We start from the raw sequence: 14,308 nt of genomic DNA, 5'->3' as shown, positions 1-14,308 counted from the left end.
TATCATCACATAATTTAATTATTTAAAAGAAAAGCAAATACCGCTTATCCGACTTACATATTAATGACATGACTCTGATAAAAGTTAAAAGAAATTATCACACCTAGACCTCCTTTTATATCATAAATATATTACATTAAGATTATACAATACATGTTACGTATTGTATTTGGGATTTACAATAATTTTACAAAAAAATATAAAAGTGGTATTGACCATACATATGTATATCAAAACGTCTTTTCACTATCCTATTACCTTTTTCGCTTCTGTATTCCCTGGCGACTACTCTAATATTAAAAATGAAAAAGTGTATATAATTGAGCATAGAGAAGATAAAATGGGTAAAGGTTCCCATTTCCATACTGCAGATAATGAAAAAGGAAGATATAATCAACACCATAGACATTATCCGGAAGATTATGAAGGATACAAGAAAAAATTAAGAAACTAAAGGTGTGAAAAATTTTGAGTAATATGAATAAAAGCCGGATCGAAATTCTAAAAATGAAAGCAAAAAGAAAAGCTAGTAGAAAAGAACTGATAGACGAACTTTCTAATATTGTTTCGATTTCTATGGACTCATTTATAGATGCCGAATCTAATGATTTATTTTGTAAAGAATTATTTAATACGCTAGAACAAAATTCAAACATAAAAAATTTTGGTAACACTGATTATGAAGAAAACAGAAAACTATCAATCGCGCTGTTAAAAGAAACAGCTAAAACTATTCAATTTCCACTTAATCAAGGGAGACTCTTTTTCTCTAAGGGTGGTAAAATTGAAGCAGTTAAACTAAACATTGCTGAAGTATTTGATAATTTAGAAGAGTTATCAACCATATCAAGATTTCTAACTGGGTATGCGGATTTTGTATTAGTTGGTGATGATTTAGAATTCGGCGTATGTATTGAAAGAACGGAATATCATTATGAATTCAGTATGTGGGGAATAACGAAAATCTAAATTATAAAAATAATCCACCTTCAGATGATGTAAATCCAATCCTATTGGATGAAAACAATTGGTTTGTATCTAAAAATAATCAATTAGAGGGAATTGGAATACCTGCCGTCTACTTTGATTCAAATGAAATAGAATGGCGTTGGAGATAGATAAAAAGGTTCTCTTAACTAAGAGCCTTTTTCACCTTATCTCACATACACATAGGCTTTATTTGCTATTACATAGTAAATCTCACTTAACATCATACCACCCAAGAGTATGAAAGGATTGATTATTAATGAATATTCTAGAAAAATTAAACGATTCCTTCACATTAGAAGCTCAGGAATCACCAGCGAGTAAAGAGGCCATTCAAGAATTACAAAAGTTCTCATCAATAGATGTACCATTAGATTATTTAGAAGTAATCCAAAATTGTACAAATGCAGAGATTAATGTACAAAATGAACTTTACATACGTATTTGGGGCCCTACTGATTGCATAGAGATGAATGAAGCACATGATATTCAAAAATATATACCAAATTCACTGGCAATCGGTGATGATGAAGGTGGAAAAGCATTATTATATGTAGATGGAAAAGAAGGATTCGGATTATATACAGTGGATTTTGGAGATTTAGATATTGAAGAAGCAATTAAAATAGCTCCTTCATTAAAAGCATTGTTAATAGATGGTGTCGGAGTAGAGGAATTGTTGTCATAGTTAAAAAAATAACAGACGACTCATTTATTTCGAGTCGGCTGTTATTTTTGATTAAGCTATCCTTTTGTTTTACTTCAAATACTCATACCACCAATCTCTACGATTAAGGTACTCCTTCATCGCATTTAATTGAGCGTCTGAAGTTGGATCAGAAATAAAATATGCTAACCCATCAGGTTGTAAAATAAACTTAGCTGTCATTTTTAACGATGTCAATGCTCCCATAACATCTTCAATATACTCTCTTGAAAATGCTCCTGATTGGATGATATTTTGTTTAGTTATTTGAACTTGCTCTTGCACTGCTCCAGTAAACCAAGACAATGACCTGCTCCCAACAAGCGAATTCAGGTCACACTTACCGATACCTGGTACATTTTCTGTTTCCGTGTACTGCCAAATATAGCAAGGATATGCTAGCTTATTACCGCCATAACGCGGAATCCATACAAAATCACTTTTTACGTTCGCCATACCAAAAGGTGCATACATATGATGACCGACATATAAACCAACTTTCTTAGCACCTAAACGGTATAACTCATCGATAAAAACTTGTTTCCCCACTCTCATATCATCCATTGTCTTCACTTCTACATCTGCAACCCAAATATTAGCGCTCTTATCCCCCCGTCTCCCCAGAAGTCTTGCTCTTCTTTCTTCGCATCAGCAATGGAAACAAAGCGGCAAAATGCATAATTACCAAAAGGAATGTTGTGCTGCTTCACTTCACTCCAGCGGCCCTTCATATGGAATACGTGGCATATTAATAAAATCATATGTCACAATATTTTCTATGTTTGTCAGATAAGCATGTAAGCTTTCAACTAACATAAGATTAGGTATACTTTCTTTTTCTTTTATCAAAATAATAGGCTTTTGGAATGCATATGCGTAACCAATTTCAAAAGCCGTACCACTATCTACACATCCATTCACAAAATCATGAATTACCACTACTACATCCGCTCTTCTTAAATATTTTAAATCATTATGAAAAACTGCAGTTTTCCACTCCATAGATCCAAAAGTTAAATGTTCATGTTGATAAAACCTGGCTGAAAAAATATCTGCAACAAAAGGATTGTTACTAAGCGCATGTTCCAGTCTCTTTACCCTGTTAAGTTGTTCATCATTAAAAAATGGACTTGCTATAAAAACCCTAACTCCCTGGTATTCTTTTTATCCATACCACCTTTACCTTCTTTCACTCTTATAAACTTTAAGTATTCCGTATATTACAATGAGAGTATCGTTTATTTAAATAAATATGAATATCTATCCCTTCAATAAAACGAAATATTCTGTCTCTAATACAAAATACAGTTTCTTATTCCCTTCATTCGAGTAGTTAGCTTTTGCTAGGTTCTCTTTAGTGTATGAAAAAAAGATAAGACTCTTTAAAATAATTCTTCTTTATTTCTCAATATAAAGAGTCTTGGATTTCCGCTAACAAACCTATACTATATGAACAAAGAGTATAGTAAGAGTTACTCTTTTCCATTTTCTACGGGGCTTCTTTTTTTACAAGTATTTAGTTAATTGTGCTGACTATCTTAATTTACACCTATATATTATAGTTACTCTTTTACTTGAATGATTGAATATATCCACTAGTGATGGCACTATATTCTTTGTCGGCATGTACATGTATAAAACTAATATTTTATATTAATATTCATAGTCAATATTCATATATTACAATAGCATCAGAAGTACCATTAAAACAATTAGAGCAACTACCACAGCCGCCACAACCTCCACAATTAAAACAACCAAAACAACCGAAGCAACCAAAACAACGGAATCCACCACAGCGACCTGCACAACCACCACAGCGACCACCACAGCCGCCACAGCGACGAGCAGCATCTTCAATATAGTAATATGGATATTGGTTTTGCTGGTCCCAATGCACAACATTTCCATACTGGTAATCATTAAGGCTTAACGCTTGTAGTTCTTGTTGAAACTGATTCATTTTCATGACCTCCGTTTATTAACTTTAAATCTTTTGACGCTTTCCTATATTTCTGTCTGTTAAATTTAAATAGAAATAGCGCTATAAACTAAGTTCAATACGTACACCTACAAAATATGACCTATCACTAGATGATGCACCTTGTTCATGTACCTATTTTTAGGTTATTTTTCCACGGACTCATTTTTATAAAGTAAAACTTTAATCAGTGGGGGTTTTCTTCATCCCCACTGATTATTAGCCCTCACCAATCGGACTTTAATGGGCAGTCCGACCCCACCTAACTTCTTTGCTTTCGCTGCATTTTGAGGTGGGGGTCTTACTGCCCATTAAAGCGGGATAAACTGAAAAAGACGCACTTAGATTGATGCGTCTTTTTGCGATACTTCTTTTGTGAAATCAAATACATAACATAAGTATTATTCATAACTGTAAATAGCAATACCTCTACTCATTATCTAATTACATCTTTTATTTCTGTATTCACTGGCCACTTTTCTAAAGTATAGGCCATTTCCCAAAATGAATATTCATATTGACTGCTAATAATAAAGTGCTGTTTCATTCGATTTCGGTCTGCCTCTGTTACTTTTTCAGCTATTGCATCTAAACGTGTAATTTGCTCTTCAACTAATGTACGGAACCAATCAGATCCATAAGCAGAAATCCATTCGTTATAAATTGGTTCTTCTGGCTGACACTCTTTTAAACGCTCACCAATTTCATAATATAACCAATAACAAGGTAAAATTGCTGCAATGATATCACCTAAATGTCCTTCATACGCAGCACGATACATATGTGAAGTATATGCGTATGCAGTTGGAGCAGGAATAAAATTATCTTTTTCTTCTTGTGTAATCCCTAGTTTCTTCGCAAAATTCTCATGTAAAGATAATTCTGCTTCATATGTATTTTGAGCATGGTGTGCCATACGAGCTGTCGTTTCTAATTCCTGTGCTTTTGCAGCTCCTAAAGTTTGTACTCTAGCGAAATGACTCAAATAATATGAATCTTGAAGTACGTAATAGCGAAAACTAGCTAAATCTAACGTTCCTTCACCAAGTTTTTTTACAAAAGGATGATGAAAACTAGCTTCCCAAATTGAATCTACTTCTTTACGTAATGATTGTGAAAAAGTCATTTAAATCCCTCCAACTATGTATAAAATTTAAGTATTTACCCACCATTATTAATTCTGTAAAACAAAAAAACTTTCTTTACAGGCGTAAAGAAAGTGAAATTGACAGTTTTTATTTATAAAATAGCAATGTCTTTCCCACTTCCCTACGCTGGCATTAACCAGATCAGGTACTAAGAGTCTCAAATTCCAATTTGATCTCAGCCTATAATAGGCCCCCCTAGTGGATAAAATATTTAATTTTCGTATTGTATCCATCATAACATACTTCATGTAACTGTCAAAAGTTATTCATGATACTGCTATTTAAAATCCTTCTTCTTTTCTTACTCTTAATGAAGTTTCAATAATCATATCTAATAGTTTACTATATTCAATTCCTGCTGCAGCCGCACTTTTTGGTAGTAAACTCGCTTGCGTCATCCCTGGTAATGTATTAATCTCCATTACATATGGAATACCGTCCTTCACCATCATATCAACCCTTGCATAAACGCTGCATTTCAATGCTTTATAGCAAGCCAGTGACGCTTTGTTTACACGTTCCTTCAGTTCAGCTGGAAGTTCGATAACTTCTTCAAGTGTACTAGCATCATCATATTTCGCATTGTAATCAAAGAACTCAGCCGCATGACGAATTGTAATGATAGGTAACTGTTTCCCATCAAAAATGGAACATGTAATCTCGTCACCTTTTATATATTTCTCTATTACTACTTCAGAATCCCATTCGAACACAGTTTCCAGCATTGAAATTAATTCGTCTTTATTGTAGACAATCTTTACTCCAACACTTGAACCACCAGAGTTTGGTTTTACCACTAACGGAAATCCTAACTTATCTAATTCATCAACATTAAGATCCTCCATTTTTGTAAGTTCAATCCAATCTGGTGTTTCTATTCCTTCATAACGTAAAATCTTTTTCGAAATATTTTTGTCCATACATATACCGCTAGATAACATATTGCTGCCGCTATAAGGAATACCTAAACTTTCAAGCGTCCCTTGAACTGTCCCATCTTCTCCGTATTTTCCGTGTAATGCAAGCAATGCAAAATCAATCTCTTTCGCTTTTTCAATTAAATCCATTTTTTCATTTAACGTAATTGGAACGATTTCATATTTATTTTCATCTAAATTTGCAATCATTTCGTTTCCAGTCATAATTGATACTTGTTTTTCAGAGGATACTCCTCCCATAATAACGCCAATTCTCATTTCCTCAACTCCAAATTTCATTTTTTATTGTATCGCCGATTATTTTGATTCCCCGAACTATTTCTTCTTCTTTCAGACGGGAAAATCCTAATCGAAACGTGTTTGCTCCTCCTCCATCAGAGAAAAAAACATCTCCAGGAGAAAAGGTAACCCCTTGCTCATAACACTTTTGTAAAAGTGTGCGGGCATGAATTTTTTCTTCTAACTCTATAAATAAATGAAGTCCACCATCACCAGTCATTCTTTGAAACGGAATGTACTCGTTACACGCCCCAACAGCTAACTCATATTTTTTCTTATAAACAGACCTTGCCTTTTTTAAATATTTTTCAAAATATCCTTCATGTAAATATTGAAATAAAACCGCTTGATCTAATGTTGATGTGTGTATTGTTCTTGCTCTTTTTACACTTTCTAAATGATGGATTAGCTCTTTATCTGCGATGATCCATCCTACACGTAAACCAGGGAACAGTACTTTCGAAAAGCTACTAATATAAATCACATTATTACCAGAGCCGGCAAAAGTTAATAATGGTGCTAAATGTGAACCTGAATAACGTAGTTCTTCATTAAATCCATCTTCTATAATAGGAATTTTATATTTTGAAAATAAGCTCATCAGTTCTGTTCTTTTCTCTGAACTCGTAACAATACCGGTTGGATTATGATAAGAAGGAATTAAATATGCAAAATCAAACTCTTTTTCACGCAAGCGTTTTTCAACTTCGCTCGTATCAATACCATCTTCATTCATATTAATCCCATGAACTTCAAGTCCATGTAAACGGAACAGCTTCAAAGCAGCATGATGTGTCGGATTCTCACAAATAACTCGCCCTGATTTCTTCGATAACGAGGATAGTACAATGTCTAATCCTTCTGTAAATCCATTTGTAATTAATATATCTTTATTTGAAATATCTACACCTTTCATTTCCATATAATGAAGTAGATAGTTCATTAATGGTCTATAACCTTTTGCATAGCCGTAATTTAATACGACATCACCTTCAATGGACATACGAGTAAGAAAAGCTCTTTTGAAATTTTCCACATCAAATAGCTTTTCATCCGGAGCAATGCTGTTAAAAACAATCATTCCTTTTTCCCAGCGAACACCATGCTTCATTAAATCTAATTCATCCGCTAATAAGGTAACGGTATTAAGTTTATTTTTCCAATCTATTTCAACAGACGAAGTGTTTGAAATATCAACCTTCGCAACAAAATTCCCTTTTCCTTTAACTGCATAAATGAGTCCTTCTTGTTCTAAATCCGCATAAGCAGCAAGAACAGTATTTCTGCTCACACTTAGTAATTCACTTAGTTCCCTTGTTGAAGGGATTTTTTGATCCTCGAGCAAATGCCCTTTCATAATCATCTTTTTTACATAATCTTTCAATTGAATATAAACGGGACGCTCTTTCACAACTTTAAAATCTTTAAACAATTCCTTACCCCCTGCAATCATTTTTGCATATTTATTTCATTCTCAAAAGGTCCACTACATATGTATTTTTTATAAAGGGCGGTACGGTCTTATTGTGTGTAGCTTTAATCAATGGGAGATTCATACCGATCATTGATTATTAACTCTCACCACTCAGGAGTTTTACTACCCGCTAATAGGTGACAAATCTTTACGATATAAGTTAATTAAATCTTTTAAAGCAGCTGCTGCAGCTCCGCGTGGATTAGAAGCACCACCAATTGTAGTAACTTGCCCCATCGTATCTGTAAAGAACGTAATCCCTTTTTCTGTCCCATTTACTTTTACCAGCGGATGATCTTTATCTATTTCGCGCGGTTCCACATTAAGTGTCACATTTCCAACCTGATCCTTATATGCAGAAGCTATTAATTTAATATAGTTATTATGTTCCTTAGCATTTCGAATTTGTTGTTGTGTAACATGTTCAATTCCTTTTATATGTATATCTGAAAGCGCATTCTCTGTTCCCATTAAACTGTTTGTTAAAAGTAACAATTTACACGCACTATCAGAACCACTTACATCTAATATTGGGTTCGTCTCAGCAATTCCTTTACTTTGCGCCTCTTTCAGTGCTTCTTCAAACGTAATATCTTCCTCATTCATTTTCGAAAGAATATAATTTGTAGTTCCGTTTAATATTCCTTCTATTTTTTCAATATGGCATCCAGCTAAACTAAATTGCCCAATATCAAGTGTCGGTAATGCGGCAGCAGTTGCACCACTATATCGAATTCTTACATTTGCGATTTTTGCTGCTTCATTTATTTCTCTCCAGTTTGTAACGAGTGCACCTTTTGAAATCGCTACTATATCCATATGTTTCTCAATCGCTTGTTTTATATATTGTTTTCCTGGATTTCCATCTTTAAGATTTGTAACAGTCGATTCCACCAGTACAGTACCACTTATGTTATCCGTTGCTCGTTCCTTCGGATGATGTTCAATATATTCTTCAATTGCAGAGCTACCGCCACCATACCTTAATAAGTGTTGAATAGATAAGCCATCTTCATTATGTATTGCAACATTTCTACCTAACACGCCACTTACAATTAATTGAATTCCATATGTTTCATATATATATGAATATTTTTCGTTTAATAATTTTACAAACTCTCTGCCAACTGTTCCATATCCTGATAATACAACTTGAATTTTCATAATATCCCCCCATATTTTTCTACCATATCCCTCTTTCAATATAATATAAAGCGCTCTCGAATTCCATCGAGAGCGCTTTATTATTATCTAATTCGGTAATCTTGATAGCTTTTCTGCAATTGTTCTATAAAACTCTTGAATACTAGAAAAACCTAATGTGTCTGAAACACTAAGTCCTACCATATCGAGATGGTCCCAATTTGCTTTCGTTTCAATATGATTCCATTTTCCAATCTGTAAAGTCTCATTATTATTTACCGAAGTATTAGAAGAAGGCGCGATCATAGAATTTGTATTTACTACACCATCATTTTGCCACCAAGAAGTATCAATGAATGGACGGTTTTCTTCATATCTTGCATAGGAACCTAAGAAAAATGCATTCCCCATTAACACTTTATTCATCGTTATATGAGGTAGATGTAAACCTGTAATAGGTGCTGCTTGTGATGCATGTCCACTATAGGATAAGTAATACACATCTGATTGCGTCTTTACCCAATTATTAAGCTCCTTTGCACCATCTGTACTTAAATCCCATTGACTTATATCTTTTGTACCTTTCCAAAGTGAACTATTTACAATACGATCAGTGTATTGGAAAAAAGACTCTCCAATATTCTTTTTTATACCCCATTGATCCAATTTAAAATCATATAACGATAAATTATTATTCCCTCCCAAACTTGCAGCTGTAATGAGCAAATCTTTAACGAACGGTACTAGGAGACTACCATCCGCAAGTGTCGTGCCATTGTGAGGAGTTGCTAATGTTGTCACACTATGAACAAATGATTTCTTGCCCTCAAATAGTGGTGAAATATTCGTGTTCGGATGATTTTTTACATAATTTTTCTCTGCAAAACTACCTTCTTTTAATAGCTGTACTAATGTTCTAATCGTTTGTCCACCCATGCTATGCCCAACTAAATGAACTTTATTTGTTTCACTCCAATTCAATGCAAAACCACTATAAGTTCTGCCAAAACGATTATGTCCATGTTTCTCAGCATGTGCGGCACCGTAGTCTACTGTACCACCATTAATTTGCGCATATAATTCACATGCGCGATCCCAGTTACTAGAAACAGGTCCAACAGCAGCAGTATATACTGTATAGCCACTTCTTTTTAAATTTTCTTGTATATCATGAACACCACCCCAATATTTAACCCCTAACATTTCCTCTCTACCCCACCCTGCAAATCCATTTACTAGTATGATAGGATAATTATTTTGTTGCTTCTCTTCAGCGTATGTTGTTTTTACTGTGAACGAAAAAACAGTCACTAATGCGAAAAAACATATTTTTAAAATTAACTTCCCCATTCTTTCTCCCCCTTTAATAAAACGCTTACATATTTCTATTAAAAAAGAGTTCTTAACTTAAACATAATGTAAAGTATTTTATATACATTGTATATATAGAAAACATACACAAATGTTGATAAATATTAAATCAAGTAAGCATTTACTTTTTTAGAATACAACTTGTAAATCTTATTATTTGAATTTATAATTAGATTTAGTTTCCTCAAGTTAAATAGCTTTAAAAATCATAAGAAAACTAATTCAATTACTTTAGGAGGAGGAAAAAACATGCAAATCGGATTAAATATTCATACATTATCTCAACCTACCAAAATAACTCCATCTAATCTTGAGCATAATACTATCTCTTCTACAAAACTTGAAGATAAAAAATCAAATGATCCAATCAAATTTGATATTCGTTCATCTGAAAAAGATATGAAACAACCTGAGCATAAATTTAATGAATTAGATTTATGGAAAATGTTAAAAGATAAAGGTGTTCCTTTATGGATAATACTTGAAATGCTTCAAAAATTCCGTAAAGAGAAGGAATCTCAAAATAATTCGGTTCAAAATCCAAATGTGATCGAAGAAACAAACGAGAATCGATTAAATGAAGTAATGTAATCTATGTTATATGAATGCTCTAAAGTAAAAAGAGTTCGAGGTTGATAAAATTTCTATCAACCTCGAACTCTTTTTTAAGATTTTTCTCCAATCGTTACAAACTGAAATGATACTTCCCCTAGATGATCTTTAATTAACTTTTCTACTTTTACTTTTTCATTTATTAATGTATTATCTGTCGATATTTTAGGCTTTTCATCACCTAAAGACTTGTTCAGGTGGAGAAGATGCATTTTCGTTTCATTTGCTTTTAATTCTTTATACACACTATCTTTTGCTACAATCACATACCATTGCATTGGATATTTACGAGCGTTACCTATCCAAGCATCACTACCGTATTTAACAGCAATCTCCTTTCCTTCTAGTTCAATACTTTTTAAATTTTTTTCATCTTCTTGTGCCAACAAAAGCGATCCTTCTTTTGGTAACTTTGGTAACGAATCTATAGGTCTAAATTTGGATCCATTCTCTCTTTCACGAAAAACCTTTGTTTTAATCAATGCTTGTGCTGTAGATTCATTTAAAATTAATACTTGTCCTTGTCCAAATGTACCTGTTTTCACAGAAAACACTTCATTTTCTTTCGTAATTTCCTGATAACGATTCATAATTGATAAAGTATTATTTTCATCTCCAATGATTAATACACCGTTAGCTGGAAATCTGTTTTCATTTTTAGAGCATGCACTTAAACTTATTAACATTAGTATACTTAAAATGAAAATAGATAATATTTTCTTCATCACAGTTCCTTTCATAACTCAAATTGTTTTTACATGCTTTTATGCAGTCTTACTTGCTCATATTCCCTACTGTTCCATAGTTTTATAAAGCTTTTGTAAATAACGCCAACGAGTTATATAGAAATATAAAACTTGTATACAGATAAATGAAATTAAAATTACAATAGAACTATTTAAAATAGAAAAATCGACTAATTGTTGCAATGCCATATAAGCAACCACTGTATGAATTACTGCAATGATAATCGGTAAAAAGAACATTAATAATAACTGTCTCGTTACAACTTTTTTCAACTCTCGTTTACTTAATCCCATTTTCGAAATCATTTTATATTGTTGTTGATCGCGATCCAAATCAGTATATAACCGGAAGTAGATAAAACTAGCGGCAAATGTGAAGAAGACGATTCCAACTAAAACACTTGCCATCAGTAATAATCCATTCGTTTGTTTTGCCTCTAACAAACTTAAAGTCAAAGCTTGAAAATAGAAATTACCTTCTCTTGCATCTTCATCGAATATACTATTTAATTGATTTGAAATTTCTTTCGTCTTTATCCAGTCATCTACAACAAATCCATATGTACGATGTTGAATAACTACATCATCTTGATTGGTATTAAAAGGAATACCATCATATACACGATCTTGAACTGCGATAAAAATACCGCTAGTATCATGTGGTAAAACTAAATTTTCTACAGCTTTTTTCACACGAAATGTCTTTACCCAATCTCCTTCAATGACTTCAATATTCTTATTATAATCACCATTTTTAAATTCTTGTTTTTGTGATACCATTCCAGGGATTAGTAATATTTCATCTTCTTTTTCAATTGTTTCTTGTTGATATCCTAGTGCTCTCGCAAGTTCGTTATATTCACTTAACTTCATTACATATACATTACTTTCTGTATATTTATAAGAAGTTGAAGCTGTTCGATATGGAATATTCGCATCAGCAAGATGTTTTTTTATAATAGAGAGATGTTTATCCACCATTTTGTCTTTTTCAGGACCTATATAAAGAAACGTATATGGGTTTGTCATCCTTACCAATTCTTTATTCCCAATAGCAGCTGTAGTTCCAATTGCTGTAAAAGCAACTGCTGAAATAATAGACACTATAAAAAACATCGTTGCATTATCTTTCATACGGTAAATTAATTCTGAAAACGTTAATATATTTGTTCTCTTTAAAAAGAAAGATTCACTCCTTTTCGCAAGATGCAATATATAAACGCTACATTGTGTATATAAAAAGTACGTTCCTATAATTACTAAGAGTACACCCATTACGAGCATAATAAAACTATGATTTTGAATAAAGCCAAATACTGAAATATATCCATACCCTATACTAATTAAAGAAAGTAACGATAATATTATTGAAGCTTTCGGTTCAGGCTTTGGCTTTTCTCCAGCTTGAATAAGTTCCACAAGTTCGGTTACTTTAACCGTTTTAAATGTAACTAACGAAACGATTAAAAATAAGACAAGAAACGTGAAAACTGTTAATAATACAGCCTGAACTGGTATATAAAAAGGTAAGCCATTACTAATCATTAATACACTGGCACTGATTAGTAAAACTAGTTTAGAAAATATGAGGCCGATAAGGATCCCAATACAAATTGAGCCAAGTCCGATTATCATATTTTCAATTAACAATAACTTCTTAAGCTGTCTCATTGACATACCTTGCATCATTAAAATGCCAAATTCTTTCTTACGCGTTTTTAAAAACGAGCTCACTGAATATAAAATAAAGAAAAATGAAAAGACAAAAATCAAACCTTGGGATATTTGAAATCCTAATGTACCAAATGTACTTATTGTTTTACTTGTCGATTTCAACTCCCCCTGTAAATCAGGATGGAATAATAAAAGTGCATACGTAAAGAAAATCATAATCGAAAATGCACTACTTAAAAAATGGGCAGCATATGTACGCTTATTTCGAAAAATATTATTAAATGCGAACTGACGAAAAGTCATGCCTTTTCCCTCCTAACAAAGAAAGGACATCCATAATCTTTTGATAAAAGGTTTGCCGACTTTCACCACGATAAATTTCGTTATACAGTTGACCATCTTTAATGAAAATTACTCGGCTGCAAAAACTAGCTGCATACGGATCATGTGTAACTAACATCATCGTTGCCTTTTCTTTCTTATTAAGCGTATCCAGCATCTCCATTACATCATTTGAAGATTTAGAATCTAAATTCCCGGTCGGTTCATCGGCAAGTAATAATTGCGGCTTATGAACAATTGCACGAGCAATTGCTGTTCGTTGAGCTTGTCCCCCTGAAATTTCAAACGTTCTTTTATTCAATATATCTGTAATATTTAATTCCTCTGCAATTTCTTCTACTCTTTTGTTCATTTCTCGCACAGAAACACCATCTAAAGTCATCGGCAATACGATATTTTCCTTTACTGTAAGTGTGCTAAGTAGATTAAATGATTGAAAAACAAATCCTAATTGTTTCCTGCGGAACAAAGCTAAATCTTCTGATGTTAACTGGAAAGGATTTGTACCATTTATTAAAATTTCTCCTGAGGACGGAGAATCAATAGTAGATACCATATTTAATAGCGTAGTTTTCCCGCTACCGGATGGCCCCATGATACCTATAAATTCCCCTTCTTGAATTGATAAATCAATATCTACTAATGCTTTAAAAGGTATTTTCCCTTTATATACTTTACTAATATTTTTCGCATGTAAAATTTCCATTTCTATTCTCCCTTCATTTGCACTTCTCACAATAGAGTGTAAATGAATTGTCTTATAACTCCTATTGATTCATCTTTCATTTATCTTACACGCTTGTAAGATTTCTAAAAAAACTGATAAAAAAACTTTTTTCAAATTAAATGTAATGTATAACTATCTTATAATAATTGTATATTGGCCGGAAATACAATATTCTATCTT

Annotated in this window: 14 protein-coding genes, 1 pseudogene and 1 riboswitch; of the genes and pseudogenes, 4 read left to right on the top strand and 11 right to left on the bottom strand. The window is 32.7% G+C overall.

The features are described from left to right. Positions 1-223: 223 nt before the first annotated feature. From AC3WTI_RS03755 to AC3WTI_RS03745, 3 genes are all read left to right on the top strand, one after another. Entirely contained in the window at positions 224-454 is a 231-nt protein-coding gene (locus AC3WTI_RS03755) for an HNH/endonuclease VII fold putative polymorphic toxin (RefSeq protein ID WP_257127473.1), read from the top strand. Between the two features lie 14 nt (positions 455-468). Then, positions 469-969: a YxiF family protein gene (locus AC3WTI_RS03750; protein ID WP_087956604.1), complete on the top strand. Its 501-nt coding sequence runs from the start codon at positions 469-471 to the stop codon at positions 967-969. 277 nt (positions 970-1,246) lie between these two features. Further along, positions 1,247-1,675 carry an SMI1/KNR4 family protein gene (locus tag AC3WTI_RS03745; RefSeq protein WP_087956603.1) on the top strand — a complete coding sequence of 143 codons (429 nt, stop codon included), beginning with the start codon at positions 1,247-1,249 and terminating at the stop codon, positions 1,673-1,675. Positions 1,676-1,744: 69 nt separating this feature from the next. On the opposite strand, the pseudogene AC3WTI_RS03740 reads toward AC3WTI_RS03745, so the two are convergent. The 8 genes and pseudogenes from AC3WTI_RS03740 to AC3WTI_RS03705 form a co-directional block, all read right to left on the bottom strand. Further along, positions 1,745-2,409: pseudogene (locus AC3WTI_RS03740) on the bottom strand (N-acetylmuramoyl-L-alanine amidase C-terminal domain-containing protein); the annotation flags it as partial. Further along, a complete protein-coding gene (locus AC3WTI_RS03735; RefSeq protein ID WP_253621716.1) occupies positions 2,405-2,782 on the bottom strand; it encodes a nucleoside 2-deoxyribosyltransferase in 378 nt (125 codons plus the stop codon). The pseudogene AC3WTI_RS03740 and the gene AC3WTI_RS03735, both read right to left, overlap by 5 nt. Before the next feature lie 577 nt (positions 2,783-3,359). Further along, positions 3,360-3,656: a heterocycloanthracin/sonorensin family bacteriocin gene (locus AC3WTI_RS03730; RefSeq protein WP_087956601.1), complete on the bottom strand. Its 297-nt coding sequence runs from the start codon at positions 3,654-3,656 to the stop codon at positions 3,360-3,362. A 454-nt stretch (positions 3,657-4,110) separates the two neighbouring features. Next, a complete protein-coding gene (gene tenA, locus AC3WTI_RS03725; protein WP_097841054.1) occupies positions 4,111-4,800 on the bottom strand; it encodes a thiaminase II in 690 nt (229 codons plus the stop codon). A gap of 123 nt (positions 4,801-4,923) precedes the next feature. After that, a riboswitch (TPP riboswitch) is annotated at positions 4,924-5,029 on the bottom strand. Positions 5,030-5,103: 74 nt separating this feature from the next. Continuing rightward, complete coding sequence (ddlB, locus tag AC3WTI_RS03720) at positions 5,104-6,018, bottom strand: D-alanine--D-alanine ligase (RefSeq protein ID WP_087956655.1); 915 nt, start codon at positions 6,016-6,018, stop codon at positions 5,104-5,106. Between the two features lie 4 nt (positions 6,019-6,022). Further along, positions 6,023-7,471 (bottom strand): MocR-like pyridoxine biosynthesis transcription factor PdxR, encoded by a 1,449-nt coding sequence (gene pdxR, locus AC3WTI_RS03715; RefSeq protein WP_097841053.1) that lies wholly within the window; start codon positions 7,469-7,471, stop codon positions 6,023-6,025. 165 nt (positions 7,472-7,636) lie between these two features. Then, positions 7,637-8,677 (bottom strand): homoserine dehydrogenase, encoded by a 1,041-nt coding sequence (locus tag AC3WTI_RS03710; RefSeq protein WP_087956598.1) that lies wholly within the window; start codon positions 8,675-8,677, stop codon positions 7,637-7,639. A gap of 87 nt (positions 8,678-8,764) precedes the next feature. Then, positions 8,765-10,006: an esterase/lipase family protein gene (locus AC3WTI_RS03705; protein ID WP_097841052.1), complete on the bottom strand. Its 1,242-nt coding sequence runs from the start codon at positions 10,004-10,006 to the stop codon at positions 8,765-8,767. A gap of 270 nt (positions 10,007-10,276) precedes the next feature. Between AC3WTI_RS03705 and AC3WTI_RS03700 the strand changes: the two genes are divergently transcribed. Next, entirely contained in the window at positions 10,277-10,618 is a 342-nt protein-coding gene (locus tag AC3WTI_RS03700; RefSeq protein ID WP_097841051.1) for a DUF3914 domain-containing protein, read from the top strand. Between the two features lie 74 nt (positions 10,619-10,692). Here the strand turns inward: AC3WTI_RS03700 and AC3WTI_RS03695 are convergent, their stop codons facing one another. The 3 genes from AC3WTI_RS03695 to AC3WTI_RS03685 form a co-directional block, all read right to left on the bottom strand. Continuing rightward, entirely contained in the window at positions 10,693-11,364 is a 672-nt protein-coding gene (locus AC3WTI_RS03695; protein WP_097841050.1) for a lipoprotein BA_5634 family protein, read from the bottom strand. Between the two features lie 66 nt (positions 11,365-11,430). Continuing rightward, positions 11,431-13,362 carry an ABC transporter permease gene (locus tag AC3WTI_RS03690; protein WP_087956594.1) on the bottom strand — a complete coding sequence of 644 codons (1,932 nt, stop codon included), beginning with the start codon at positions 13,360-13,362 and terminating at the stop codon, positions 11,431-11,433. Beyond that, positions 13,337-14,107, bottom strand: a complete 771-nt coding sequence (locus AC3WTI_RS03685; protein WP_097841049.1) for an ABC transporter ATP-binding protein — start codon at positions 14,105-14,107, stop codon at positions 13,337-13,339. Before AC3WTI_RS03685 ends, AC3WTI_RS03690 begins: the two co-directional genes overlap by 26 nt. Positions 14,108-14,308: the final 201 nt, after the last annotated feature.

The organism is Bacillus sp. EB106-02-03-XG38 (assembly GCF_058792175.1).
The sequence above is the reverse complement of the archived record's forward strand: the minus strand, read 5'-3'. Positions and strand labels throughout refer to the sequence as shown.

Coding starts and splice junctions, on each gene's coding strand:
- AC3WTI_RS03755 (WP_257127473.1), top strand. CDS start 224: ATGTATATCAAAACGTCTTTTCACTATCCTATTACCTTTTTCGCTTCT.
- AC3WTI_RS03745 (WP_087956603.1), top strand. CDS start 1,247: ATGAATATTCTAGAAAAATTAAACGATTCCTTCACATTAGAAGCTCAG.
- AC3WTI_RS03730 (WP_087956601.1), bottom strand. CDS start 3,656: ATGAATCAGTTTCAACAAGAACTACAAGCGTTAAGCCTTAATGATTAC.
- tenA (WP_097841054.1), bottom strand. CDS start 4,800: ATGACTTTTTCACAATCATTACGTAAAGAAGTAGATTCAATTTGGGAA.
- ddlB (WP_087956655.1), bottom strand. CDS start 6,018: ATGAGAATTGGCGTTATTATGGGAGGAGTATCCTCTGAAAAACAAGTA.
- AC3WTI_RS03710 (WP_087956598.1), bottom strand. CDS start 8,677: ATGAAAATTCAAGTTGTATTATCAGGATATGGAACAGTTGGCAGAGAG.
- AC3WTI_RS03705 (WP_097841052.1), bottom strand. CDS start 10,006: ATGGGGAAGTTAATTTTAAAAATATGTTTTTTCGCATTAGTGACTGTT.
- AC3WTI_RS03700 (WP_097841051.1), top strand. CDS start 10,277: ATGCAAATCGGATTAAATATTCATACATTATCTCAACCTACCAAAATA.
- AC3WTI_RS03695 (WP_097841050.1), bottom strand. CDS start 11,364: ATGAAGAAAATATTATCTATTTTCATTTTAAGTATACTAATGTTAATA.
- AC3WTI_RS03690 (WP_087956594.1), bottom strand. CDS start 13,362: ATGACTTTTCGTCAGTTCGCATTTAATAATATTTTTCGAAATAAGCGT.
- AC3WTI_RS03685 (WP_097841049.1), bottom strand. CDS start 14,107: ATGGAAATTTTACATGCGAAAAATATTAGTAAAGTATATAAAGGGAAA.